The following is a 23,860-nucleotide window of genomic DNA, read 5'->3' as shown; positions in this document are numbered from 1 at the left end:
GGCGGGGCTCCGCATGGTGGACCGGTGAAGCGTGGTCCACCCTACAAAGGCGGCCGGTTTCGTAGGGTGGATGGCGCTTTTTCCATCCACCAGCGGCGCCGGGCGGGGCTCCGCATGGTGGACCGGTGAAGCGTGGTCCACCCTACAAAGGCGGCCGGTTTCGTAGGGTGGATGGCGTTTTTTCCATCCACCAGCGGCGCCGGGCGGGGCTCCGCATGGTGGACCGGTGAAGCGTGGTCCACCCTACAAAGGCGGCCGGTATCGTAGGGTGGATGACGCTCTTCTCATCCACCAGCCGCGCTGGGCGGGGCTCCGCATGGTGGACCGGTGAAGCGTGGTCCACCCTACAAAGGCGGCCGGTTTCGTAGGGTGGATGGCGCTCTTTTCATCCACCAGCCGGCGCCGGGCGGGGCTCCGAATGGTGGACCGGTAAAGCGTGGTCCACCCTACAAAGGCTCCGTGCCTCTCAGAGCTTGATCAGCACCGACTTCAGCTCGGTGTAATGCTCGATCGCCGCCGCGCCCATCTCGCGACCGACGCCGGAGAGCTTGTAGCCGCCGAAGGGCAGGGCCGGGTCGAGGGCGCTGTGGCAGTTGACCCAGACCGAGCCGGACTTGATGCGCGGGACCATGCGGTGCACCGCCGAGAGGTCGTTGGACCAGATGCTGGCGCCCAGGCCGTAGGGGTTGTCGTTGGCCATGCGCACCACTTCGTCGATGTCGTCGAAGGGCATGGCCACCAGCACCGGGCCGAAGATTTCTTCCTGCACCAGACGGTGCTGCTGGTCGACGTCGACGATCACGGTGGGCTTGACGAAGTAGCCGGGGCCGAAGCCCTCGCCGCCGCAGGCGATGGTGGCGCCCAGTTCGCGGCCGAGCTCGATGTAGCCGGTGACGCGGTCCTGCTGCTTGGCGGAGATCAGCGGGCCCATCTGTACGCTTGGGTCCAGGCCGTTGCCCAGTTTCATGCCGTTTGCGATACCGGCGATGTCGGCGATCACATTATCGAAGTGCTTGCGGTGGACATAGAGGCGCGAGCCGGCGCAGCACACCTGGCCCTGGTTGAAGAAGATCGCGGTGGCAGCGCCGGCGGCGGCCTCCTGCAGGTTGGCGTCGGGCATGACGATGGTGGGCGACTTGCCGCCCAGTTCCAGGGTCACTCGGGTCATGTTGTCCATGGCCGCCTTGCCGATCTGCTTGCCGACCTCGGTGGAGCCGGTGAAGGTCAGCTTGTCCACGCCCGGATGGCGGGTGAGGGCGACGCCGGCGTTCAGGCCGGTGCCGGTGACCACGTTGAACACCCCGGCCGGGTATCCGGCTTCCAGCACCAGGTCGGCCAGCTTGAGGGCGGTCAGCGGGGTTTCGTCGGCGGGCTTGAGCACCACGGTGCAGCCGGTGGCCAGCGCCGGACCCAGCTTCCAGCAGGCCAGCAGCAGGGGGAAGTTCCAGGCGACGATGGCGCCCACCACGCCCACCGCCTCGCGGCGGATATAGCCGTGGAACTGGTCATTGGGCATCAGCGGCAGCGACGGATCGACGGTGCTGCCTTCGATCTTGGTGGCCCAGCCGGCCATGTAGCGCAGGAAGTCGATGGCCAGCTGCACGTCCATCACCTGGGCCACGGCGGCGCTCTTGCCGTTGTTCAGGCATTCCAGTTCGGCCAGCTCCTGGGCGTCGCGCTCCATCAGGTCAGCCAGGCGCCACAAGAGGTTCTGCCGTTCGCGCGGACGCATGCGGCTCCAGGGCGAATCGTCGAAGGCCTGGCGGGCGGCCTGCACGGCGCGATCGACGTCCTCAACGGTGGCGGAGGGGACTTCACCGAGGATTTCGCCGGTGGCCGGGTTGCGGAAGCTCATGGTGTTGCCGCTGGCGGCGTCCTGCCATTGCGCACCGATCAGCATCTTCAGCTTGCGGTTGAGGAAGGCTTTGGTCTGGGGGAGGACGGGCAGGTCGACAAGCATGGGGGAAGCCTCTGTTCATTGAAGTTGTACAGCGCTTTCGCAACCCCCATGCCAAGGCTGTAAAGGATGAATAAACCAATGATTTTAAAGGGATTTAGGCGGTGATCCCGGTGATCGCCCGATGTCGCTCTGTTGCAGTTTGAGACGGGTTGAGACAGGCCTGGAACAGTCGCGGCGTCTACCTTTATGGCGTGCTGTGCGGCCGAGTCTCAGGTTGGAACAGTCCGTCGCGAAATTAGACGCCCGGCTTCTTCGCCAGCACCCCCGCCAAGCTTGATTTTTCAGGCTAAGTCGTTGTTAAGAAAGGACTTTCATCGGCATGGCACACAATATGTATTTGCCGTGACAGCTGCACCTGTTCCGCGACGGGTGCAAATCATAAGAACAACACCGTGGAGGTCTGACCTTGAAGACGACTCGACTCCGGCAGCACGCGGGCACCCTGGCACTGGCCATGGCGTCCCTGATGTTCGCCCAGGCTCATGCAGCAGAGGAGGGGCCGGCCCTCCTCAAATCCAAGTGCATGGGTTGCCACATCCCCGAGGGCAACGATTCCTATAGCCGCATCAGCCACCAGCGCAAGACCCCCGAGGGCTGGCTGATGAGCATCGGGCGCATGCAGGTGATGCACGGCCTCCAGATCAGCGACGCCGACCGCCGTACCCTGGTCAAGTACCTCGCCGACAAGCAGGGCCTGGCCCCCAGCGAGACCGATGGCGTGCGCTACGCCATGGAGCGTCGCCTGAATACGGTCGAGCACTTCGACGACCAGCTCGGCCAGATGTGCGGCCGCTGCCACTCGGGCGCCCGTGTTGCCCTGCAGCGCCGTCCCGCCAAAGAGTGGGAACACCTGGTCAACTTCCACCTCGGCCAGTGGCCGTCCCTCGAATACCAGGCCCAGGCCCGCGATCGCGACTGGCTGGACCTCGCCCTCAAGGAAATGGTGCCGGAACTGGCCAAGCGCTTCCCCCTGGAGAACCAGGCCTGGGCCGACTGGCAGAAGGCCAAGCCCAAGGCGGACGCGCTGCCGGGGCAGTGGAGCTTCAGCGGCCACATGCTCACCAAGGGTGATGTGCGTGGCGTGATGACCGTGACCGCCGACAAAGGCGACACCTTCAAGGTGGATGTGAAGGGTCAGTACGCCGACGGTACGCCCTTCAGCGGCAGTGGCTCGGCGATTCTCTATAACGGCTACGAGTGGCGCGGCAACGTGAAGATCGGCGAGCAGAACTTGCGCCAGGTCTTCGCCGCCCTGAATGGCGAGATGAAGGGCCGCATGTTCGAAGCCGAACATGACGAGCGCGGCCTGGACTTCAGCGCCGCGAAGGAAGGCAACGCCAGGCTGCTGGCCGTGCAGCCGGCCTACCTCAAGGCGGGCAGCGAAGCCGAGTTGACCCTGGTGGGCAGCGGCCTGTCCGGCACCCCGGACTTCGGCCCGGGCGTCGAAGTGGTGAAGGTGCTCGAAGTCACGCCGAAGCAGGTCCGCGTCAAGGTCAAGGCCGCCGCCGATGCCGCTCCGGGTGTGCGGGGCGTGGCCCTGGGTTCGCTCAAGGGTGTCGACTTCGCGGTGTACAAGGACATCAGCGTAGTGAAGGTGGTGCCCGAATTCTCCATCGCCCGTGTCGGTGAGAACGGCGGCTCGACACCCAAGGTGCAGGGCCGCTTCGAGGCCGAGGCCTGGGGCATGGGCGCCGATGGTCAGTCGTACCGCATCGGTTACCTGCCGGCGAAGTGGTCGGTGGAGCCCTTCGACGAGCGCGCCAAGGAAGACCAGGACGTGAAGTTCGCAGGCCAGATGCAGAAGGACGGCGTCTTCGTCCCCGGCGGCGCCGGCCCGAACCCGGAACGCAAGATGATGACCAACAACGCCGGCAACCTGAAGGTGATCGCCCAGCTGGAAGAGGGTGGCCAGAAGGGCGAAGGCCACCTGATCGTCACCGTACAGCGCTGGAACAACCCGCCGCTGCCTTGACCGGCCGTGGCTCGGGCGGAGCAGCGCTCCGCCCGGATTCGCAACGACGATTGGGAAGAATTCCGGGAGGTCGCCATGGGCGCAATCTTGAATCTGGTCGAACGCAATCTGCACGAAGTGCGGGTGGATGCCGACCGCATGCTGTTCCATATCCCGAGCAGTTCGCTGTTCGCCGCTGACGAAGTCACCGGCGGCATCATCGACGCGCTGCGTCAGCAGAGCTGCTCGTCCGAGGATCTGGTGCAACGCCTGGCCGGGCGTTTCGCCGGGCAGGAAGTCAATGAAACCCTGCGCGAGCTGATCGCGCTGGAAGTGGTCAGCGATGGCTCACCGCTGACGCCGGAAATCGGCATCAGCAAGGTGGAGCGCACCGCGCTCAACACCGTGGTGCTGAACGTCAACACCGGCTGCAACCTGAGCTGCACCTACTGCTACAAGGAAGACCTGGACAAGCCCTCGGCGGGCAAGAAGATGGGCGCGGAAACCGCCGAGGCCTCGGTGGAGATGCTGCTGCGCGAGTCCCCCGACGAGCAACGCTACAGCGTGGTGTTCTTCGGCGGCGAGCCGCTCTCCAACCGGCCGCTGATCGAGCACATGGTGGATTACTGCGAGCGTCGCTTTGCCGAGGAAGGCAAGCAGGTGGAGTTCATCATGACCACCAACGCCACGCTGCTCACCGAAGAGCTCATCGACTACCTCAACGCCCATCGCTTCGGGCTGTCGATCAGCATCGACGGGCCGAAGACGGTGCACGACCGCAACCGCATCACCGTGGGCGGGCAGGGCACCTATGACGTGGTGCGGCGCAAGGTGGATCTGTTGCTGTCGCGCTACCGCAGCCGCCCGGTGGGCGCGCGGGTGACCCTGACCCGTGGCATCACCGATATCGAGACCATCTGGAACCACCTGTTCAACGAGCTGGGCTTCGCCGAAGTCGGTTTCGCCCCGGTCACCTCCGGTGACATGGCGGACTTCAACCTCACCAGCGAAGAGCTGGTGGAGGTCTTCGCCAACATGAAGGCCCTCGGCCGGCGCTACCTGGAGGCTGCGCTGGAGCACCGCAACATCGGTTTCTCCAACCTGCACCAGCTGATCACCGACATCCACGAAGGCCACAAGAAGGCGCTGCCCTGCGGTGCCGGCCTGAAGATGCTGGCGGTGGACCACAAGGGCGAGCTGAACCTCTGCCACCGTTTCACCGGTTCCAGCCTGCCCACCTTCGGCAACGTGCACAGCGGGGTGAAGCAGGTCGAGCTCAACGACTTCCTCTCCCAGCGCCTGGACCGTTCCGGTACCGGCTGCGACAGCTGCCGCATCCGCAACCTGTGCTCCGGCGGCTGCTATCACGAGAGCTACGCCCGCTACGGCGACCCCACTCACCCGACCTATCACTACTGCGAGCTGATGCGCGACTGGGTGGACTTCGGTATCGAGGTCTACAGCCGCATCATGGCCGTCAACCCGGCCTTCATCAGCAGCTACATCTCTCCGCGGAAGGCGCACTGACATGAAACATCTGAAGCCGCTCAACAACAAAGCGCAAATGCTCGAAAAAGCCGCAGCCGAAGATCGCATCGAGGAAGTCATGGCCATGAGCGCGGTGGCCGGTTGCACTGCCACCACCGACCCGGGCTGGGAAGTGGATGCCTTCGGCGGCGTCGCCTCCCTCTGCCAGCCGATGGAAGCCGACCTCTACGGCTGCTCCGACCCTTGCTGGTGGCCGGCCCAGGTGCCCGACATGATGAGCACCTACCAGGACTGGAACGCCCAGGCGACCAACTCCATGGACGACTGGCGCAACCTCGGCACCGTATTCCCGAAAGACAAATGACCGGCGAGAAGAACAAGAGGGATAACCGCATGAAACTCAAAGCCATCGCCAGCCTGGCGACCGCCGTCGCCGGATTCGCACTGGGTGCCAATGCCTGGGCCGCTGATGCAGCCGGCCCGGCGCTGAAGGCCGGTCACGAATACATGATCGCCACCAACTACCCGAACAACCTGCACGTGGTGGATCTGGCCACCGACAGCCTGTACAAGACCTGCCGCCTGCCCGATGCCTTCGGTCCCGGCACCGCGATGATGGCGCCGGATAACAAGACCGCCTTCATCCTCAACAACCACTTCGGCGACCTCTACGGCATCGACCTGGATGGCTGCAAGACGGTGTTCCACGCCAAGCTGTCGCAGAAGCCGGGGGAGAAGGCGCGCTCGATGTTCTCCTTCGCCCTGAGCCCGGACGGCAAGGAGCTCTACACCACGGTCAACCCGACCGAAATGCGGAGTGACCACTACGTGGTCAAGCCGCCGCGCCTGGAGGTCTACGACACCAGCGCGGGTCTCGACGCCAAGCCGGTGCGCAGCTTCCCGATGCCACGGCAGGTCTACCTGATGCGGGCCGCGGATGACGGCAGCCTCTTCGTCGCCGGGCCGGACATCTACAAGATGGACGTGAAGACCGGCAAGTACGAGGTGGCGGTGCCCGGCCGCAACTGGCAGCGGCCGCTCTACAGCGCGCCGGATGTGCTGTATTTCTGGCCGCACCAGACGCCGTACCACGAGTTCTCCATGCTCTACACCACGGCCAAGTTCAAGGACGAGAAGCAGGACCTGGCCACCGCCGACTTCATCTATGGCTACGTCAGCATCGACCTGAAGACCGGCAAGAGCACCGTGCAGGACTTCGCGCCGCTGACCGAGCTCTACTTCACCGGCCTGCGTTCGCCGAAGGACCCGAACCAGATGTTCGGCGTGCTCAACCGCCTGGCCAAGTACGACATCAAGGAACAGAAGCTGATCAAGGCGGCCAACCTGGATCACTCCTACTACTGCGTGGCCTTCAACACCAAGGGCAGCAAGCTGTACCTGGCCGGCACCTTCAACGACATCGCGGTGTTCGATCCGGACAGCCTGGAGAAGATCAAGAACATCAAGCTGCCGGGCGGGGACATGGCGATCACCACGACGCAGGTGTTCGTGAGGTAAAAATGGGGGCCCGCTTGGGCTCCCTTGTGGGGGCAATGCTCTGTTGTAGGGGCGAATTCATTCGCCAAGGGCGGCGCAGCTGCCCCCTTTCAAGGTCGCAGGGCAGACCTGCGGCCTGCTTGGCGAATGAATTCGCCCCTACACTGAAGTCGCCCCCACAGAACCCGATCTTCGACCAACGGGTCACTAGACAGGAAAGCAGGCTTTATTTACCTTGACGTTTACGTAAAGGTAAATAAAGCCGATTACGTCATTCACAGCTGTATCCCAGTACAAGCACAAGAAGGGAAAGCCATGAATCACCAGAGCTACACCCGGGGGCGGCAGGACAAGGACCTGCTCGCCATGACCATAGGCGCGGCATTCGATGCCACGGTTGCCAAGTTCCCCGAGCGCGAAGCGCTGGTGGTTCGGCACCAGGGTCTGCGCTACAGCTGGAAGGAGCTGGCCGAGGCGGTGGACCGCCATGCCCGTGCCTTGCTCGCCCTGGGCCTGAACAGTGGTGACCGCCTGGGTATCTGGGCGCCGAACTGCGCCGAGTGGTGCATCACCCAGTTCGCCAGCGCCAAGATCGGCGCCATCCTGGTCAACATCAACCCGGCCTACCGCAGCAACGAACTGGAATACGCGCTCAAGCAGTCCGGCTGCCGCTGGGTGATCTGCGCCGACGCCTTCAAGACTTCCGACTACCACGCCATGCTCCTCGGCCTGGTGCCGGAGCTGGCTACTGCCGAGCCAGGCGCGCTGTCCTGCGAGAAGCTGCCGGAGCTGCGCGGCGTGGTCAGCCTGGCCGCCAACCCGCCGGCCGGCTTCCTGCCCTGGGCCATCCTCCAGGAAAAAGCGGGGGAGGTGAGCGCCGAGGCCCTGGCCGAGCGCCAGGCCGGCCTGCAGTTCGACGACCCCATCAACATCCAGTACACCTCCGGCACCACCGGCTTCCCCAAGGGTGCCACCCTCAGCCACTACAACATCCTCAACAACGGCTACATGGTCGGCGAGAGCCTGGGCCTGACCGAGCAGGATCGGCTGGTGATCCCGGTGCCGCTGTACCACTGCTTCGGCATGGTGATGGGCAACCTGGGCTGCATGACCCACGGCTCCACCATGATCTACCCGGGCGATGCCTTCGACCCGCTGACCACCCTGCGCGCGGTGGCCGAGGAAAAGGCCACCGCCCTCTACGGCGTGCCCACCATGTTCATCGCCGAGCTGGACCACCCGCAGCGCAATGAATTCGACCTGTCCAGCCTGCGCACCGGCATCATGGCCGGCGCCACCTGCCCGATCGAAGTGATGCGCCGGGTGATCAGCGAGATGCACATGAGCGAAGTGCAGATCGCCTATGGCATGACCGAGACCAGCCCGGTGTCCCTGCAGACCGGTCCGGACGACGAGCTGGAACTGCGCGTGACCACCGTCGGCCGCACCCAGCCGCACCTGGAAAGCAAGATCGTCGACGCCGAGGGCCGCATCGTCCCGCGCGGCCAGATCGGCGAACTCTGCACCCGTGGTTACAGCGTGATGCTGGGCTACTGGAACAATCCCCAGGCCACCACGGACTCCATCGACCCGGGTCGCTGGATGCACACCGGCGACCTCGCCTCCATGGACGAAAATGGCTATGTCTGCATCGTCGGCCGCAGCAAGGACATGATCATCCGTGGCGGCGAGAACATCTATCCGCGCGAGCTGGAGGAATTCTTCTTCACCCATCCGGCGGTGGCCGACGTGCAGGTGATCGGCATTCCCTGCAACAAGTACGGCGAAGAGATCGTCGCCTGGATCAAGTTCCACCCCGGCCACACCGCCTCCGAGGACGAGCTGCGCGCCTGGGCCAAGGAGCGCATCGCCCACTTCAAGGTGCCGCGCCACTTCCGCTTCGTGGATGCCTTCCCGATGACGGTGACCGGCAAGATCCAGAAGTTCCGCATGCGCGAAATCAGTATCGAGGAGCTGACTCCGCCGAAAGACGACAAGGTGACGGCGATCCGGTAGCGGGGGGTGGGGGCGGTCGATCTCCTGTAGGGGCGAATTCATTCGCCAAGGGCAGCGCAGCTGCCCCATGGGACTTAAAAGAGCAGGGCTGCGCCCTGCTTGGCGAATGAATTCGCCCCTACAATGAGCGCTTCATCCGACGTTGCTACCCAAGGGAGCCCATGACAGGCACGTCCACCGAGAAAGGCACCATCTCCGTCCGCCTCGTCCAGGAAGCCCTGCTGGAATTGCGCCAGCGGGGCTTCGACGCTTCCGGGTTGCTGGAGCGCGCCGGCATTTCCGCCGAGCTGTTGGCCAAGCCCTATGGGCGAGTGTCCTCGCAGCACTACGGTCAGCTCTGGCTCCTGATCGCGCAGGCCATGGACGACGAGTTCTTCGGCATGAACCCGCGGCGGATGAAGTACGGCAGCTTCGCCTACATGACCCGCGCCGCGGCGAAGGAGCCCACGGTGGGGGCGGCGCTGGAGGTGATGCTGCGCTTCTTCGACCTGGTGTTCGACGGTCTCTCGCCGCACCTGGAGCGGCGCGGCGGGCTGGCGGAAATCGCCCTGGGCGAACCCGAGGGCCAGCAATGCCGTGCCTTCAGCTACTTCACCCTGTGGCTGATGATCCACGGCCTGCTGTGTTGGCTGGCCGGGCGGCGCATTCCCATCCTCGGCGTCGACCTGCGCTGCGCGGTGCCGGACTACATCGAGGACTACCGGGTGATGTTCAGTACCAACCTGCGCTTCTCCCGTCCCCAGAGCCGCCTGCTGTTCAATGCCGATTGCCTGGAGCTGCCGGTGCGCCGCAGCCAGCGCGACCTCAAGCGTTTCCTTGGCGGCCTGCCGGCGAACATCCTGGTGCGCTATCGGGACCCGCAGAGCCTCGCCGCGCGGATCAAGGCCTACCTGCGCAGCCTCAAGCCCGAGCGCTGGCCCGACGTGGAGGCGCTGTCCGGCCACTTCTACATGGCGCCTTCCACCCTGCGCCGCAAGCTGTCCCTGGAAGGGCAGTCCTACCAGGGGCTGAAGGACCAGGTGCGCCGCGACCTGGCCATCGCCCGTCTGGACAGTGGCGAGGGCAATTTCACCGAGCTGGCCTTCGAGCTGGGCTTCGCCGACACCAGCGCCTTCTACAAGGCGTTCAAGAAATGGACCGGCTCGACGCCGGGGCAATACCGGGCGTTGATTCATCCCGAATCGGGCTGAGGCGCCTGCCCGGGCTCAGCCTGCAGGGCCGTTTTTCCTGTAGGGGCGAATTCATTCGCCAAGCAGGCCGCAGGGCTGCCCCTGCTTTTCCTGTGGGGGCGATTTCAATCGCTTGGCAGGACGCAGTCCTGCCCTCTGGGCCTTCATGGGGCAGCTGCGCTGCCCTTGGCGAATGAATTCGCCCCCACGAAGAGCAGTCTGCCCCTGTCAATTTCGCTCACCCAGGTTGATGCCTTTCGACATTGCCGCTACCCCCCGTCGGCGCGACCATCGCGGTACTCCAACAAAAACAAGCCCGGAGCCCACCCGATGCGCGATTACTTCACCGCTGCCCGCGAGTTCGATTACGCCAGTGCCGCTTCAACCACCCTGAACGGTGAGCTCACCGCCCTCAACGCTTGCGTCGAATGCTGCGACCGCCATGCCGAGCCGGGGCGCGTTGCCCTGGTCTGGGAAGGGCGTAACGGTGAGCGCGCCATCTGGACCTTCGCCCAACTGAAGGAAGCCGCCGCGCGCTTCGCCAACCACCTGCAGGCTCGTGGCATCGGTCCTGGCGATTGTGTCTCGGGCCTGCTGCCGCGTACTCCGGAGCTGCTGATCACCATCCTCGGCACCTGGCGCATCGGGGCCGTCTACCAGCCGCTGTTCACCGCCTTCGGGCCCAAGGCCATCGAACACCGGGTCAAGGGCGCCGGCTCCAAGCTGGTGGTCACCGACCTCACCAATCGCGCCAAGCTGGATGAGGTGGAAGACGCACCGCCGGTTTTGACCGTGGGAGACGATTTCTGGACCGAGCTGGAGCGCCAACCGGCCAGCTTCGAGCCGGTCATGCGCAAGGCCTCCGACCCCTTCCTGCTGATGTTCACTTCCGGTACCACGGGCCTGGCCAAGCCGCTGGCGGTTCCGCTCAAGGCCATAGTCGCCTTCGTCAGCTACATGCGTGACGCGGTGGACCTGCGGCCGGAAGACAACTTCTGGAACCTGGCCGATCCGGGCTGGGCCTACGGCCTCTACTACGCCGTCACCGGCCCGCTGGCCCTGGGACACGCCACCACCTTCTACGAAGGCTCGTTCAGCGTCGAGAGCACCTGCCGGATCATCCGCGAGTACGGCATCACCAACCTGGCCGGTTCGCCCACCGCCTACCGCCTGCTGCTGGCCGCCCGTGACGAGGTGGAAGGGGCCATCAAGGGCCAGTTGCGCGCCGTCAGCAGCGCCGGCGAACCGCTGACCCCGGAGGTGATCCGCTGGTTCGCCGAGGGCCTGGGCTGCACCATCCATGACCACTATGGCCAGACCGAGCTGGGCATGGTGCTGTGCAACCACCATGCCCTGGAGCACCCGGTGCGCCTGGGCGCCGCCGGCTTCGCCATGCCCGGCCACCGGGTGGTGGTGCTGGACGAACGACACCAGGAACTGCCCGCCGGCCAGCCCGGCATCCTGGCCCTGGACATGCCGCGCTCGCCGCTGTTCTGGTTCCCCGGTTATCAGGGCATGGCCACCAAGGCATTCGTCGGTGACTACTATCTGAGTGGTGACACCGTGGAGCTGAACGACGACGGCAGCATCAGCTTCGTCGGCCGTGCCGATGATGTGATCACCACCTCCGGCTACCGGGTCGGCCCGTTCGATGTGGAAAGCGCGTTGATCGAGCATCCGGCCGTGATCGAGGCTGCGGTGATCGGCAAGCCCGACCCGGAGCGCACCGAACTGGTCAAGGCCTTCGTCGTATTGCATGCCGGCTTTGATGCCAATGCCGAACTGGCCGAAGCGCTGCAGCAATACGTGCGCAAGCGCCTGTCCGCCCATTCCTATCCGCGCGAAATCGAGTTCGTCGCGGAATTGCCCAAGACCCCGAGCGGCAAGATCCAGCGCTTCCTCCTGCGCAACCAGGAGATCGCCAAGGCCCAGGCGGCCGCCGCTCATTGATCCGAAGGAGTAAGAACGTGCGTATCGAGAATTCCGTTTTCCTGGTCACCGGCGGCAGCTCCGGCCTGGGCCTGGCCACCGCCCGTGAACTGGTGGGGCAGGGCGGCAAGGTGGTGCTGGTGGACATCAATGCCGAGGCCGGCGCCGCCCGGGCCGAGGAACTGGGCGCCAATGCCCGCTTCGTCAAGGCTGACATCACCCGCGAAGAAGATGGCCGCGCGGCGGTTGCCGCCGCCCTGGACGCCTTCGGCGGCTTGCACGGGCTGGTCAACTGCGCCGGTGTGGCGCCCGCCGAGAAGGTCATTGGCCGCAACGGCGCACACGGCCTGGACAGCTTCGCCCGGACCATCAGCATCAACCTGGTGGGCAGCTTCAACATGCTGCGCCTGGCCGCCGAAGCCATGGCCCAGGGGGCGCCCAACGAAGAGGGCGAGCGTGGCGTGATCATCAACACCGCTTCGGTGGCGGCCTTCGATGGGCAGATCGGCCAGGCGGCCTATTCCGCGTCCAAGAGCGGCGTGGTCGGCATGACCCTGCCCATCGCCCGCGAGCTGGCCCGCTCCGGCATCCGCGTGATGTGCATCGCCCCCGGTATCTTCGAGACGCCGATGATGGCCGGTATGCCCCAGGAAGTCCGCGATTCCCTCGGCGCCGCTGTGCCCTTCCCGCCGCGCCTCGGTCGACCCGCCGAATACGCCGCGCTGGTTCGCCATATCGTCGAGAACACCATGCTCAACGGCGAAGTGATCCGCCTCGACGGCGCCATCCGCATGGCCGCCAAGTAAGGAGAACGCCATGAACAAAGATCCCATCGTTATCGTCAGTGCCGCCCGCACCCCCATGGGCGGTTTCCTCGGCGACTTCAAGGACATGACCGCCGCGCAACTGGGCGCCGCCGCCAATCGCGCCGTGCTGGAGCGCGCCGGAGTGCCGGGCGATGTCGTGGACGAGGTCATCATGGGCTGCGTGCTGCAGGCCGGCCAGGGCCAGGCCCCGGCCCGCCAGTCCGCCCTCGGCGCGGGCCTGCCCCAGGGCGTGGTCTGCTCCACGGTGAACAAGATGTGCGGCTCGGGCATGAAAACCGTGATGCTCGGCCATGACCTGCTGCTGGCCGGCAGCGCCGATGTGGTGCTGGCTGGCGGCATGGAAAGCATGTCCAACGCCCCCTACCTGCTGGAACGCGCCCGTTCCGGCTACCGCATGGGCCACGGCAAGGTGCTCGACCACATGTTCCTCGACGGCCTGGAAGACGCCTACGACAAGGGCCGCCTGATGGGCACCTTCGCCGAAGACTGCGCCCAGGCCTACGGCTTTACCCGCGAGCAGCAGGACGCCTTCGCCATCGCCTCCCTGACCCGCGCGCAGAAGGCCATGGCCGACGGCCGCTTCGCCGCCGAAATCGTATCGGTGGAAGCGAAGTCCGGCCGCGAGCTGGTGACCATCGCCCAGGACGAACAGCCGCCGAAGGCACGTCTGGACAAGATCCCCACCCTGAAACCGGCCTTCCGCGAAGGCGGCACCGTCACTGCGGCCAACTCCAGCTCCATTTCCGATGGCGCCGCGTCGCTACTGCTGATGCGCCTCTCCGAGGCGGAGAAGCGCGGCCTGACGCCCCTGGCGCGCATCGCCGGCCACTCGTCCTACGCCGGGGCGCCGAACCTCTTCACCACCGCGCCGGTGGGCTCGATTCAGCGCCTGCTGGCGCGTACCGGCTGGAGCCTGGGCGACGTGGACCTGTTCGAGATCAACGAAGCCTTCGCCGTGGTGCCCATGGTCGCGATGCGTGACCTGGACATCTCCCACGACAAGCTCAACGTCCACGGCGGCGCCTGCGCCCTGGGCCACCCCATCGGCGCCTCCGGCGCGCGGGTGCTGGTGACCCTGCTCAGCGCGTTGCAGCAGTACGACCTGAAGCGCGGCGTGGCGTCGGTGTGCATCGGTGGCGGCGAGGCCACTGCGGTTGCCATCGAGCGCATGGGCTGAGGAACGAGCGATGATCCCGAACGAAGACGAAATCCAGATCCGCGACATGGCCCGGCAGTTCGCCCAGGAGCGGCTGAAACCCTTCGCCGAGGCCTGGGACCGCGAACATCGCTTCCCGGCCGAGGCCCTGCGCGAGATGGCCCAACTGGGCTTCCTCGGCATGCTGGTGCCGGAAGAGTGGGGTGGCGCGGCCACCGGCCACCTGGCCTATGCCATGGCCCTGGAGGAGATCGCCGCCGGCGACGGCGCCTGCTCTACCATCATGAGCGTGCACAACTCGGTGGGCTGCATGCCCATCCTCAAGTACGGCAGCGAGGAGCAGAAGCAGCGCTTCCTCCGTCCCCTGGCCGAGGGCAGCATGATCGGCGCCTTCGCCCTCACCGAGCCCCAGGCCGGCTCCGACGCCAGCGACCTGCGCACCCGCGCCCGTCGCGATGGCGACCACTATGTGCTGAACGGTGCCAAGCAGTTCATCACCTCCGGCAGCCATGCGGGGATGGTGATCGTCTTCGCCGTCACCGACCCGCAAGCCGGCAAGAAGGGCATCAGCGCCTTCATCGTCCCCACCGACACCCCCGGCTACCAAGTGGTGCGGGTGGAGGACAAGCTTGGCCAGCATGCGTCCGATACCTGTCAGATCCAGCTGGACGACGTGCGCATCCCGGCGTCCCTGCGCCTGGGCGAGGAGGGCGACGGCTACCGCATCGCCCTGTCCAACCTGGAGGGCGGGCGCATCGGCATTGCCGCGCAGTCGGTCGGCATGGCTCGCGCGGCCTTCGAAGCGGCGCGGGACTACGCCCATGAGCGCAAGACCTTCGGCAAGGCGATCATCGAGCATCAGGCGGTGGCCTTCCGCCTCGCCGACATGGCTACCCAGATCGCCGTGGCGCGGCAGATGGTCCACCACGCCGCCAGCCTGCGGGAAGCCGGCATGCCGTGCCTGACCGAGGCGTCCATGGCCAAGCTGTTCGCCTCGGAAATGGCCGAGAAGGTCTGCTCGGCGGCGATCCAGACCCTGGGCGGCTATGGCTACCTCAAAGACTTCCCGGTGGAGCGCATCTACCGCGACGTGCGCGTGTGCCAGATCTACGAAGGCACCTCGGACGTACAGCGCATGGTGATCGCGCGGAACCTCTGATCGGTTGGGGCTGCTGCGCAGCCCTTGGCGAATGAATTCGCCCCTACACAGACCTGCTCTCACTGTAGGGGCGAATTCATTCGCCAATCGGCCCACAGGGCCGACCTCCCTTTCTCTTCAGGAATTCGATATGACCTACCAGACCCTGCTGGTGGAGCAGGCCGGCGCTGTCGGCCTGGTCACCCTCAATCGCCCCGAGGCGCTCAACGCCATCAACAGCCAGCTCATCGACGAGCTGAACCAGGTGCTCGACGGCTTCGAGCGCGACCCCGCCATCGGCTGCGTGCTGATCACCGGATCGGCCAAGGCCTTCGCCGCCGGCGCCGACGTGAAGGAAATGGCGCCGCTGTGCTTCCCCGGCACCTACCTGGACGACTTCCTCGGCCGCTGGGACCGCGTGGCGCAGCGGCGCAAGCCGATCATCGCCGCCGTGGCCGGTCACGCCCTGGGTGGCGGTTTCGAACTGGCGCTGATGTGCGACTTCATCATCGCCGCCGACAACGCCCGTTTCGGCCTGCCGGAAGTGAAGCTGGGGGTGATCCCCGGCGCCGGCGGCGTCCAGCGCCTGACCCGCCTGGTGGGGCGTGCCAAGGCCATGGAAATGCTCCTCAGCGGCCGCACCATGGACGCCGCCGAGGCGGAGCGCAGTGGTGTGGTGGCGCGGGTGGTACCGGCGGCAGAGCTGCTGGATGAAGCGATGGACAGCGCCAGCCGCATCGCCGCGCAATCGCGCACGGCGGTGCTGATGCTCAAGGAATGCGTGAACCGGGTGGACGAAGGTTCGCTGGGCGAGGGATTGCGCTTCGAGCGGCGGATGTTCCAGGCGGTGTTCGCCACCCCGGACCAGAAGGAAGGCATGGGCGCCTTTATCGAGAAGCGCAAGCCGGAGTTCGGGCGTTAAATTCGGAAGGGACTGCCCCAGGGCCCTTCCGTTGTAGGGGCGAATTCATTCGCCAAGCAGGCCGAAGGTCTGCCCGTCGGCCTCGAAGGGGCAGCCGCGCTGCCCTTGGCGAATGAATTCGCCCCTACAGGTTTCAGCCCCCAGTAGTTCAAGCCCTTTCCTTCTGCTCCTGCGCCGTCACCTGCTGGCAGATCTCGATGATCTGCTCGCGCATCCAGCGGTTGGCCGGGTCCTGGTCGGTGCTTTCGTGCCAGTAGAGGTGGGTTTCCAGGGCGGGCACGTCGTGCACCGGCAGGTCCACGAAGTGCAGGTCATGGCGACGGGCGAAGCGCTCGGGCACGGTGATGGCCATGTCGGTGCTGTGCAGCACGGTGGAGGCCATCAGGTAATGCTGCGAGCGCAGGGTCACCTTGCGCTGGAAGCCCATCTTGCCCAGTGACAGGTCCACATAGCCCAGGCCACTGCGGCGACTGGAAATCTGGATGTGGGACAGCGACAGGTACTCGTCCAGGGTGATCTTGTCCTTGGCCAGTGGGTGGCCGCGGCGCATGGCGCAGACGTAGCGGTCTTCCATCAGCTTGACGTGGCGCACCTGGGGGTCGGTGTTCAGCGGCGCGTCCACGGCAAAGTCCAGGCGGCCGGCGGCCAGTTCCTTGGTGGTTTCCCGGCGCTTGGCCAGGAAGCTCTCGATCTGCACCGTTGGCGCCAGACGGCGCAGACGCTGGAACAGCAGCGGCAGGATCACCGTCTCGGTGAGGTCGGTCATGCTGATGCGGTAGGTCTTGTTCGCCTGGGCCGGGTTGAAGGTGCGGCTTTCCTGCACGGACACCCGCAGCAGCTGCAGGGCGTTGCGCACCGGTCCGATGATGTTCTGCGCCATGGGCGTCGGCACCATGCCCTGGGCGGTGCGCACGAACAGCGGATCGTTGAAGGTCTCGCGCAGGCGGGCGAGGGCGTTGGAAACGGCGGGCTGGGTGATGCCGACGATCTGGCCGGCGCGGGTGAGGTTGGCCTCGGTGTAGATGGCGTCGAAGACGATGAAGAGATTGAGGTCTACCTTGTTCAGATTCATGCCGGGCGTGCTCCTCGAAGTTGTTCTTATCAGCGGATCATATATCGGTGATGAATGTTCATACATGGTGAAAATAGGTTAGGGAAATCTTACGCCCTGTTCTAGCATCCTTACCAGACCTCACCAATAGCCCCGCAAAAGGTAGCCCCGCATGGATTTCGCCTATTCCCCGAAGGTCCAGGAACTGCGTGAACGCGTCACCGCATTCATGGACGCCTATGTCTACCCGGCCGAGCCGGTATTCGAGCAGCAGGTTGCCGAGGGCGACCGCTGGCAGCCCACCGCGATCATGGAAGAGCTCAAGGCCAAGGCGAAGGCCGAGGGGTTGTGGAACCTGTTCCTGCCGGAATCCGAATACGGCGCGGGCCTGACCAACATGGAGTACGCACCGCTGGCCGAGATCATGGGCCGCTCCCTGCTGGGCCCGGAGCCTTTCAACTGCTCCGCGCCGGATACCGGCAATATGGAAGTGCTGGTGCGCTATGCCAATGAAGAGCAGAAGCGCCGCTGGCTGGAGCCGCTGCTGCGTGGCGAGATCCGCTCCGCCTTCGCCATGACCGAGCCGGGCGTGGCCTCGTCCGATGCCACCAACATGGAAGCCCGCGCCGTGCGCCAGGGTGACGAGTGGGTGATCAATGGCCGCAAGTGGTGGACCTCCGGCGCCTGCGATCCGCGCTGCAAGGTGATGATCTTCATGGGCCTGTCCAACCCCGATGCGCCGCGCCACCAGCAGCACTCGATGATCCTGGTGCCCACCGACGCACCCGGTGTGAAGATCCTTCGTCCGCTGCCGGTGTTCGGCTACGACGACGCCCCTCATGGCCATGCCGAGGTGGTCTTCGAGAACGTGCGGGTGCCCTATGAGAACGTGCTGCTGGGCGAGGGCCGTGGCTTCGAGATCGCCCAGGGCCGCCTCGGCCCGGGTCGCATCCACCACTGCATGCGCTCCATCGGCATGGCCGAGCGTGCCTTGGAACTGATGTGCAAGCGCGCCGTCAGCCGCACCGCCTTCGGCAAGCCCCTGGCGCGCCTGGGCGGCAACATCGACAAGATCGCCGACTCGCGGATGGAGATCGATATGGCCCGCCTGCTGACCCTGAAGGCGGCCTACATGATGGACACCGCGGGCAACAAGGTGGCCAAGAGCGAGATCGCCCAGATCAAGGTGGTGGCGCCCAACGTCGCTCTGCGGGTGATCGACCGTGCCATCCAGATCCACGGCGGCGCCGGTGTCTCCAATGACTTCCCGCTGGCCTACATGTACGCCATGCAGCGCACCCTGCGTCTGGCCGACGGCCCGGACGAAGTGCACCGCGCGGCCATCGGCAAGTACGAGATCGGCAAGTACATGCCGAAGTAAGCACTGCGCAGCGGTCAGTGACCCGCGCCCATGTAAAAGGCCCGCATGTGCGGGCCTTTTTCGTTTTCTCCCCTCTGCCTTTGGAAAGGGCCGGGGGCACAGATTCGTAGGGTGGATGTCGCTCTTTACATCCACCATCGGAGTAGCCGGCGCATCCCTCGGTGGACATGAAAAGCGATGTCCACCCTACAGGTTGTGCCTACTCCTGCTTGAGTGCTTCTGTCTCGCGTAACCACCTCACCCGCAGGTGCAGCTGCGCCGCGAAGGCGCGGGCGGCCAGTTCTTCGTGGAAGGTCAGCGCGCGCCGGCCAAGGCGTACGCGCCAGAAGGTCCAGCCGTCTTTTTCGAAGGGCTCGATCCGTACTTCAGCCATCTTTCCTCAGATCTCCCGTGCTCCGGGCCGGGCGGTCGCGGGTCTTCAACAAGGAGAGAATCACACCGCCGGCAAGTAGGCCGAAGGTTACGCCAAGGGATAGCACCGGGGGAATCTTGCCGATGAGTCCGTGCAGGAAAATCTTGCCGCCAATGAAGATCAGCACCAGGGCCAGGGCGTACTTCAGGTAGACGAAGCGGTGCATCAGAGCCGCCAGGGCGAAGTAGAGGGCGCGCAGGCCGAGGATGGCGAAGATGTTCGAGGTGTAGACGATGAAGGGGTCCTGGGTGATGGCGAAGATCGCCGGGACGCTGTCCACCGCGAACACCAGGTCGGCCAGCTCGATCAGCACCAGGGCCAGGAACAGCGGGGTGGCGTAGAGCAGGGGCTTGCTCTGGCCGGCCTGCTTCAGGCGTACGAAGAAGTGCGCGCCATGCAGGTCGTCGGTGACCCGGATATGCCGGCGGACGAACTTCAGCACCGGGTTCTGCGCCAGGTCCGGATGGGACTCTTCCCGGGCGAAGAGCATCTTCACGCCGGTGAACAGCAGGAACGCGCCGAAGACGTAGAGGATCCAGTCGAACTCCTTCACCAGGGCGCTGCCCAGGCCGATCATGATGGCCCGCAGCACCACCACGCCGAGGATGCCCCAGAACAGCACGCGGTGTTGGTAACGGCGGGGGATGGCGAAGAAGCCGAAGATCATGGCCATGACGAAGACGTTGTCCATCGACAACGACTGTTCAATCAGGAAGCCCGTATAGAACTCCAGGGCGCTCTGCGCACCCAGCTCGAACCAGACCCAGACACCGAACAGCACGCCCACGCTGAAGTAGCCGCCGTAGAGCAGCAGGCTTTCGCGCATCTCGATTTCGTGCTGGTCGCGGTGCAGTACCCCGAGGTCGAAGACCAGCAGGGCGAGGACGATGCCGAGGAACACGAGCCACAACCACGTGGCAGTGCCGAGGAAGTCGGCGGTGAGAAAAGCATGTAGAGCTGCCATGAGCCCCTCCTTCTGTCGTTATAGAAAGGTGACTCCGACATGGCGGCTGGCAAGCCGTCAGAGGGGCCCGGCGTCACAGAAGGAAGCCTAACCGCTGGTCAGGACATGGAGATACGGGGCCGGTGTAACAAATCGTTGCCCTTCCTGATCCGGAAGGACAGGTGCGATCCCGCACCCGGAGCCGGTAGCCCGGCCGTAGGGTGCGCCGCGCGCACCAGACAGGGATGTCCGCGAACCCGGCGTCAGGCGCAGGCATCGAACCCGGTGCGTATGGCGCACCTGTAGGAATTGGCGCGGGGTTGAGCCCGCGCGACAGTTCCAGGATCGGAGTCGCGGGTCAGTACACCCAGACTTCCACGCGGCGATTGCGAATTCGCCCTTCTTCGGCCGTGTTGGCCGCCACCGGCAGTTCATCGCCGAGGCCGGTGACCTCACGCAGGTTCACGCCGCCCTTGGCCAGTTCGCGGCGCACCGCCATGGCGCGCAGCTTGGACAGCAGCGCGGCGCGCTGCGGGTCTGCCTTGGGATCGCCGAAGCCCACCAGCACCGCCTTCTGCTCCAGCTTTCCGGTCTGCTTCAGGTAGTCCAGCACCCGCTGCACATCGCGCAGGGCCTTGTTGTCGAGATTGGCGTTGCCTTCCTGGAAGCGGAAGTTCACCGACAGGCGCTGGGCATTGGTGGCGAGTTCGCGATAGCTCGGTGGCATGTCCTGCTGTGCCTGGACCTTGATCGCCTGGATCTGCTGGGCGACGAAGCCGTTTTTGTCGACGATCGCCTGGCCCCGCGGGCTCTGGGCGAACTGCACCAGGGCCTTGGCCCAGCGGTTCTGTTCGCCCGGCTTCACATAGAAGAAGAGCCGGCGTGACAGCGGATAGTCTTCGGTGGCGATCAGCTCGGTCTCCGGCAGCATGGCCTGGGAGTCGCCGTCGGCGATGGCCAGGGCGCGGGCCTGGTTGATCGAGGCCAGGCCGACGAAGCCTATGCCCTGCGGGTCGCCACTGACGGCGGCGGACAGCTTGTCGTTGGACTCGAAGCGCTGGGCGGAGGTTGCCAGGCTCTTGCCCTGGCGGGCCAGAACCAGCTCCTTGAAGGTGTCAAAGGTGCCGGACTGGTCATCGCGGGCATAGAGGTGGATGGCGCCACCCTTGCCACCGAGTTCTTCCCAGGTCTTCACCTCGCCGGTGAATACCGCGGCCAGTTGCGCGGTGCTCAGGGCGCGCAGCGGGTTGTCCGGGTGCAGGATGATGGCCAGGCCGTCGATGGCGATCACCTGTTCGGCGTGCTGGCTGCGCAGGTCGCCGAAGGCGGCCAGGTCGTGGGCTTCGGCATCCTTGATCGGACGCGAGGAGGCGGCCAGGTCGGCGCTGCCGTCCTTGAGCGCGACGAAGCCGGTGGACGAGCCATGGGCCGCCAGTTCCACCTGCACGGCCTTGCCCTCGGCGTCGAGACCGAGGATGTGCACTTCGTTCTCGCGGTCCCCTGGCGACTGGTGAATGGCGCGCAGACCTTGCTCTTCCATCATGCCCTTGACCAGGGCCGGCCCCAGTTTGGCGCCAATGGTGTTGGAGCCCTGGATGCGCAGGACGGCGGTGGGCAGGGCGGCGAACACCGACCAGGGAAAGGCATAGCAGATGAAACCGAGCAGCAACATGCTGAGGGCGCGGCCCCACAGATCCTTGTCACTGGCGGTCATGGCGCGCGGCATGGGCAGACACCTTGTTCGAGGGGGGTGGAAGGAGCCGCGAGATTAAGTCAGCAGGGTGACGGAGATATGACAGAAAGGCTCTGTCACGAGGCTTTGAGCTTAGGCAGTGAAATTTCCCTGAAAGTTGATTGGTTTCTCCTACGGCTCGATAAGTCCATTCCTACAGCCCGGCAATTCCTGGCGGGGTAGGGTAGCCCGCTGCTGAATGCATCCATTCGGCGGTGCTTTCAGCCAGCGCTTTGCGCATTCCCTGAAATCCGTGAAGGAGTGTTGTGATGAGTGGTTGGTTCGAGCTGCGCAGGAACAATGGTGGCAGCTGGCGCCTGCGTTTGAAGGCGGCCGACGCGCAGACCCTGCTGGACACTGGTGTCTATGAAGACCGCGACGCGGCGGAGGAGGCCATGGCCCTGTTCCGCGAGAACTGCGTGCATGAGGAGCGCTTTGTGCGGCGCATCGATTCGTGCGGCAAGAACTACTTCAAGCTGCGTGCGGCCAACAAGGAGGTCATCGTCCGGAGCCACCTCTACGACTCCGAGCCGACGCTGGATAAGGCCATCGAGACCATCATGCGGGTCGGCGCGACCCGGCAGGTGAAGGAAGCCTGAAGCAGGCGATGACTGAAAAAGGCCCATCAGTGATGGGCCTTTTTCATGGGCGCGGAGTGCAGCGGGGAATCAGGCCAGTTCCAGCCAGATCGGCGCATGGTCCGACGGTTTTTCCATTCCGCGCAGCTCGTAGTCGATGCCGGCCTCCTTGAGGCGGGCCTGCAGCGGCTGGCTGGCCAGGATCACGTCGATGCGCAGGCCGCGCTTGGGCTCGTCCTCGAAGCCGCGGCTGCGGTAGTCGAACCAGCTGAAGCGATCATTCACCTCGGGGTTGAGGTGGCGGAAGCTGTCCACCAGGCCCCAGCTCTTCAGGCGGGCCAGCCACTCGCGCTCTTCCGGGAGGAAGCTGCACTTGCCGGTCTTCAGCCAGCGCTTGCGGTTTTCTTCGCCGATCCCGATATCACAGTCTTCCGGCGAGATATTGATGTCGCCCATCACCACCAGCGGTTGGCTAGGCTGGAACTGGTTTTCCAGCAGCACCTGCAGGTCGGCGTAGAAACGCTCCTTGGCGGGGAACTTGACTGGGTGATCGCGGTTCTCGCCTTGGGGGAAGTAGCCGTTCATCACGGTCACCGGGTTGCCCTGGGCGTCGGCGAAGGTGCCATAGATGAAGCGGCGCTGGGCGTCCTCGCCGTCGCCGGGGAAGCCCTTGGAAAGCGACAGCGGTTCCTGGCGGGAGAGCAGGGCGACGCCGTAGTGGCCTTTCTGGCCGTGATAGTGAACGTGGTAGCCGAGCTGGCGGATCTCCGCTTCCGGGAACTGGTCGTCGGCGACCTTGGTTTCCTGCAGGCCGATCACGTCCGGCTGGTGCTTGGCGATCAGCGCTTCCAACTGGTGGGGACGCGCGCGCAGGCCGTTGATATTGAAAGAAACGATCTTCATCGGAAGGCATCCTGGGAAAAGGCGGATGCTAGCCCAAGGATGCCTGTCGGGCCAGTCGCGTGGCCGCTCCGGACATCTGGTGCTAATTTCCTTCTTGGCCCGAGACAACCCATAACAAATGAGGTGCCGCGAATGCCTGGTTACATCCCCACTGCGCCGGTCGAGGTGCGCATGCTGGACGGCGGCTATGCCCGCGAAGCCCGCTCCCTGCTGTACCACGCCTATCGCCACGAACCCACCTTCGGCTACCTGTTCGAGGCCGAGCGACCCGGCTACGACCAGCGGGTGCGTGCCACGGTGCGCGAACTGGTGCAGCAGCACTTCCTGGAGGATCTGCCGGCCATCGGCCTGCTGATCGAGGAGCGGCTGGTCGGGATCGCCCTGATCGCGCCACCGCAGCGTCGCCTGGACATCACCGAAAGCTGGGGCTGGCGCCTGCGCATGCTGCTGACCACCGGATTCCGCTGCACCCGCCGTTACCTCGACTACCACGACGCCGTGCTCGCCTGCCTGCCGCCCGGCCCGTATCACGTGCTGCCATTGCTGGGCATCCACCCGGAATTCCAGGGCCGTCACCTGGGCGAGCAGCTATTGGAGGCGCTGCACAACTGGTGCGCCGAGGACGACAGCTCCCAGGGCGTGGTGCTGGACACGGGCAATGTGCGCTACCTGGATTTCTACAAGCGCCAGGGTTACGAGGAGGTGGGGGAGGTGGCCTTGGGCCCGCTGGTGGAACATGTGTTCTTCCACCCCAATCCGCGTCCGGTGATGCGCGCCAGCGGCTGACAGGCATTTACGGCGGAAGCG

Annotated in this window: 20 protein-coding genes; 14 read left to right on the top strand and 6 right to left on the bottom strand. The window is 65.2% G+C overall.

What is annotated here, in order from left to right:
- Nucleotides 1–466 precede the first annotated feature (466 nt).
- On the bottom strand, nt 467–1,960 hold the full coding sequence (locus tag ACFW0H_RS02215) for an aldehyde dehydrogenase family protein (protein ID WP_422912253.1): 1,494 nt from the start codon (nt 1,958–1,960) through the stop codon (nt 467–469).
- A gap of 454 nt (nt 1,961–2,414) precedes the next feature.
- On the opposite strand from ACFW0H_RS02215, the gene peaA reads away from it, so the two are divergent.
- From peaA to ACFW0H_RS02160, 11 genes are all read left to right on the top strand, one after another.
- Nucleotides 2,415–3,932 (top strand): quinohemoprotein amine dehydrogenase subunit alpha, encoded by a 1,518-nt coding sequence (gene peaA / locus ACFW0H_RS02210; protein ID WP_422912271.1) that lies wholly within the window; start codon nt 2,415–2,417, stop codon nt 3,930–3,932.
- Nucleotides 3,933–4,007: 75 nt separating this feature from the next.
- Entirely contained in the window at nt 4,008–5,438 is a 1,431-nt protein-coding gene (peaB, locus tag ACFW0H_RS02205; RefSeq protein WP_422912252.1) for a quinohemoprotein amine dehydrogenase maturation protein, read from the top strand.
- 1 nt (nt 5,439) lies between these two features.
- On the top strand, nt 5,440–5,763 hold the full coding sequence (gene qhpC, locus ACFW0H_RS02200) for a quinohemoprotein amine dehydrogenase subunit gamma (RefSeq protein WP_422912251.1): 324 nt from the start codon (nt 5,440–5,442) through the stop codon (nt 5,761–5,763).
- Nucleotides 5,764–5,792: 29 nt separating this feature from the next.
- The gene (gene peaD, locus ACFW0H_RS02195) at nt 5,793–6,917 is read left to right on the top strand and encodes a quinohemoprotein amine dehydrogenase subunit beta (protein ID WP_422912250.1); all 1,125 of its coding nucleotides are present in this window, start codon (nt 5,793–5,795) and stop codon (nt 6,915–6,917) included.
- 294 nt (nt 6,918–7,211) lie between these two features.
- Complete coding sequence (locus ACFW0H_RS02190; RefSeq protein WP_422912249.1) at nt 7,212–8,912, top strand: AMP-binding protein; 1,701 nt, start codon at nt 7,212–7,214, stop codon at nt 8,910–8,912.
- A gap of 161 nt (nt 8,913–9,073) precedes the next feature.
- Nucleotides 9,074–10,102 carry an AraC family transcriptional regulator gene (locus tag ACFW0H_RS02185; protein WP_422912248.1) on the top strand — a complete coding sequence of 343 codons (1,029 nt, stop codon included), beginning with the start codon at nt 9,074–9,076 and terminating at the stop codon, nt 10,100–10,102.
- A 309-nt stretch (nt 10,103–10,411) separates the two neighbouring features.
- Nucleotides 10,412–12,031, top strand: coding sequence for an acyl-CoA synthetase (locus ACFW0H_RS02180; RefSeq protein ID WP_422912247.1), 1,620 nt, complete (start codon nt 10,412–10,414; stop codon nt 12,029–12,031).
- A gap of 17 nt (nt 12,032–12,048) precedes the next feature.
- On the top strand, nt 12,049–12,816 hold the full coding sequence (locus ACFW0H_RS02175; protein WP_422912246.1) for a 3-hydroxyacyl-CoA dehydrogenase: 768 nt from the start codon (nt 12,049–12,051) through the stop codon (nt 12,814–12,816).
- A 10-nt stretch (nt 12,817–12,826) separates the two neighbouring features.
- A complete protein-coding gene (locus tag ACFW0H_RS02170) occupies nt 12,827–14,014 on the top strand; it encodes an acetyl-CoA C-acyltransferase (RefSeq protein ID WP_422912245.1) in 1,188 nt (395 codons plus the stop codon).
- A 10-nt stretch (nt 14,015–14,024) separates the two neighbouring features.
- Nucleotides 14,025–15,152 carry an acyl-CoA dehydrogenase family protein gene (locus ACFW0H_RS02165; RefSeq protein ID WP_422912244.1) on the top strand — a complete coding sequence of 376 codons (1,128 nt, stop codon included), beginning with the start codon at nt 14,025–14,027 and terminating at the stop codon, nt 15,150–15,152.
- A gap of 130 nt (nt 15,153–15,282) precedes the next feature.
- Nucleotides 15,283–16,053, top strand: coding sequence for an enoyl-CoA hydratase (locus tag ACFW0H_RS02160; RefSeq protein ID WP_422912243.1), 771 nt, complete (start codon nt 15,283–15,285; stop codon nt 16,051–16,053).
- Between the two features lie 148 nt (nt 16,054–16,201).
- On the opposite strand, the gene ACFW0H_RS02155 is transcribed toward ACFW0H_RS02160, so the two are convergent.
- Nucleotides 16,202–17,125, bottom strand: coding sequence for a LysR family transcriptional regulator (locus tag ACFW0H_RS02155; RefSeq protein ID WP_422912242.1), 924 nt, complete (start codon nt 17,123–17,125; stop codon nt 16,202–16,204).
- Between the two features lie 151 nt (nt 17,126–17,276).
- Here ACFW0H_RS02155 and ACFW0H_RS02150 point away from each other — a divergent pair, with 151 nt between their 5' ends.
- Nucleotides 17,277–18,485 (top strand): acyl-CoA dehydrogenase, encoded by a 1,209-nt coding sequence (locus ACFW0H_RS02150; protein ID WP_422912241.1) that lies wholly within the window; start codon nt 17,277–17,279, stop codon nt 18,483–18,485.
- A gap of 199 nt (nt 18,486–18,684) precedes the next feature.
- Here ACFW0H_RS02150 and ACFW0H_RS02145 read toward each other — a convergent pair whose 3' ends face one another.
- The 3 genes from ACFW0H_RS02145 to ACFW0H_RS02135 all read right to left on the bottom strand — a co-directional run bounded on the left by ACFW0H_RS02145 (nt 18,685) and on the right by ACFW0H_RS02135 (nt 21,566).
- Nucleotides 18,685–18,858 carry a hypothetical protein gene (locus tag ACFW0H_RS02145; protein WP_422912240.1) on the bottom strand — a complete coding sequence of 58 codons (174 nt, stop codon included), beginning with the start codon at nt 18,856–18,858 and terminating at the stop codon, nt 18,685–18,687.
- Complete coding sequence (locus ACFW0H_RS02140; protein WP_422912239.1) at nt 18,851–19,861, bottom strand: TerC family protein; 1,011 nt, start codon at nt 19,859–19,861, stop codon at nt 18,851–18,853. The genes ACFW0H_RS02145 and ACFW0H_RS02140 overlap by 8 nt, the downstream gene beginning before the upstream one ends.
- A gap of 337 nt (nt 19,862–20,198) precedes the next feature.
- Nucleotides 20,199–21,566 carry a substrate-binding domain-containing protein gene (locus ACFW0H_RS02135; RefSeq protein WP_422912238.1) on the bottom strand — a complete coding sequence of 456 codons (1,368 nt, stop codon included), beginning with the start codon at nt 21,564–21,566 and terminating at the stop codon, nt 20,199–20,201.
- A gap of 275 nt (nt 21,567–21,841) precedes the next feature.
- Between ACFW0H_RS02135 and ACFW0H_RS02130 the strand changes: the two genes are divergently transcribed.
- Nucleotides 21,842–22,171, top strand: a complete 330-nt coding sequence (locus ACFW0H_RS02130; protein WP_422912237.1) for a YegP family protein — start codon at nt 21,842–21,844, stop codon at nt 22,169–22,171.
- Between the two features lie 69 nt (nt 22,172–22,240).
- Here the strand turns inward: ACFW0H_RS02130 and xthA are convergent, their stop codons facing one another.
- Nucleotides 22,241–23,053, bottom strand: coding sequence for an exodeoxyribonuclease III (gene xthA, locus ACFW0H_RS02125; RefSeq protein WP_422912236.1), 813 nt, complete (start codon nt 23,051–23,053; stop codon nt 22,241–22,243).
- Nucleotides 23,054–23,185: 132 nt separating this feature from the next.
- On the opposite strand from xthA, the gene ACFW0H_RS02120 reads away from it, so the two are divergent.
- Nucleotides 23,186–23,839, top strand: coding sequence for a GNAT family N-acetyltransferase (locus tag ACFW0H_RS02120; protein WP_422912235.1), 654 nt, complete (start codon nt 23,186–23,188; stop codon nt 23,837–23,839).
- Nucleotides 23,840–23,860 lie beyond the last annotated feature (21 nt).

This window comes from Metapseudomonas cellulosilytica, from assembly GCF_049334135.1.
Taxonomy (GTDB): domain Bacteria; phylum Pseudomonadota; class Gammaproteobacteria; order Pseudomonadales; family Pseudomonadaceae; genus Metapseudomonas.
The sequence above is the reverse complement of the archived record's forward strand: the minus strand, read 5'-3'. Positions and strand labels throughout refer to the sequence as shown.

Excerpts from the sequence above, each read along its gene's own strand:
- ACFW0H_RS02215 (WP_422912253.1), bottom strand. The coding sequence starts at position 1,960 with ATGCTTGTCGACCTGCCCGTCCTCCCCCAGACCAAAGCCTTCCTCAAC.
- peaA (WP_422912271.1), top strand. The coding sequence starts at position 2,415 with ATGGCGTCCCTGATGTTCGCCCAGGCTCATGCAGCAGAGGAGGGGCCG.
- peaB (WP_422912252.1), top strand. The coding sequence starts at position 4,008 with ATGGGCGCAATCTTGAATCTGGTCGAACGCAATCTGCACGAAGTGCGG.
- qhpC (WP_422912251.1), top strand. The coding sequence starts at position 5,440 with ATGAAACATCTGAAGCCGCTCAACAACAAAGCGCAAATGCTCGAAAAA.
- peaD (WP_422912250.1), top strand. The coding sequence starts at position 5,793 with ATGAAACTCAAAGCCATCGCCAGCCTGGCGACCGCCGTCGCCGGATTC.
- ACFW0H_RS02190 (WP_422912249.1), top strand. The coding sequence starts at position 7,212 with ATGAATCACCAGAGCTACACCCGGGGGCGGCAGGACAAGGACCTGCTC.
- ACFW0H_RS02185 (WP_422912248.1), top strand. The coding sequence starts at position 9,074 with ATGACAGGCACGTCCACCGAGAAAGGCACCATCTCCGTCCGCCTCGTC.
- ACFW0H_RS02180 (WP_422912247.1), top strand. The coding sequence starts at position 10,412 with ATGCGCGATTACTTCACCGCTGCCCGCGAGTTCGATTACGCCAGTGCC.
- ACFW0H_RS02170 (WP_422912245.1), top strand. The coding sequence starts at position 12,827 with ATGAACAAAGATCCCATCGTTATCGTCAGTGCCGCCCGCACCCCCATG.
- ACFW0H_RS02165 (WP_422912244.1), top strand. The coding sequence starts at position 14,025 with ATGATCCCGAACGAAGACGAAATCCAGATCCGCGACATGGCCCGGCAG.
- ACFW0H_RS02160 (WP_422912243.1), top strand. The coding sequence starts at position 15,283 with ATGACCTACCAGACCCTGCTGGTGGAGCAGGCCGGCGCTGTCGGCCTG.
- ACFW0H_RS02155 (WP_422912242.1), bottom strand. The coding sequence starts at position 17,125 with ATGAATCTGAACAAGGTAGACCTCAATCTCTTCATCGTCTTCGACGCC.
- ACFW0H_RS02150 (WP_422912241.1), top strand. The coding sequence starts at position 17,277 with ATGGATTTCGCCTATTCCCCGAAGGTCCAGGAACTGCGTGAACGCGTC.
- ACFW0H_RS02145 (WP_422912240.1), bottom strand. The coding sequence starts at position 18,858 with ATGGCTGAAGTACGGATCGAGCCCTTCGAAAAAGACGGCTGGACCTTC.
- ACFW0H_RS02140 (WP_422912239.1), bottom strand. The coding sequence starts at position 19,861 with ATGGCAGCTCTACATGCTTTTCTCACCGCCGACTTCCTCGGCACTGCC.
- ACFW0H_RS02135 (WP_422912238.1), bottom strand. The coding sequence starts at position 21,566 with ATGCCGCGCGCCATGACCGCCAGTGACAAGGATCTGTGGGGCCGCGCC.
- ACFW0H_RS02130 (WP_422912237.1), top strand. The coding sequence starts at position 21,842 with ATGAGTGGTTGGTTCGAGCTGCGCAGGAACAATGGTGGCAGCTGGCGC.
- xthA (WP_422912236.1), bottom strand. The coding sequence starts at position 23,053 with ATGAAGATCGTTTCTTTCAATATCAACGGCCTGCGCGCGCGTCCCCAC.
- ACFW0H_RS02120 (WP_422912235.1), top strand. The coding sequence starts at position 23,186 with ATGCCTGGTTACATCCCCACTGCGCCGGTCGAGGTGCGCATGCTGGAC.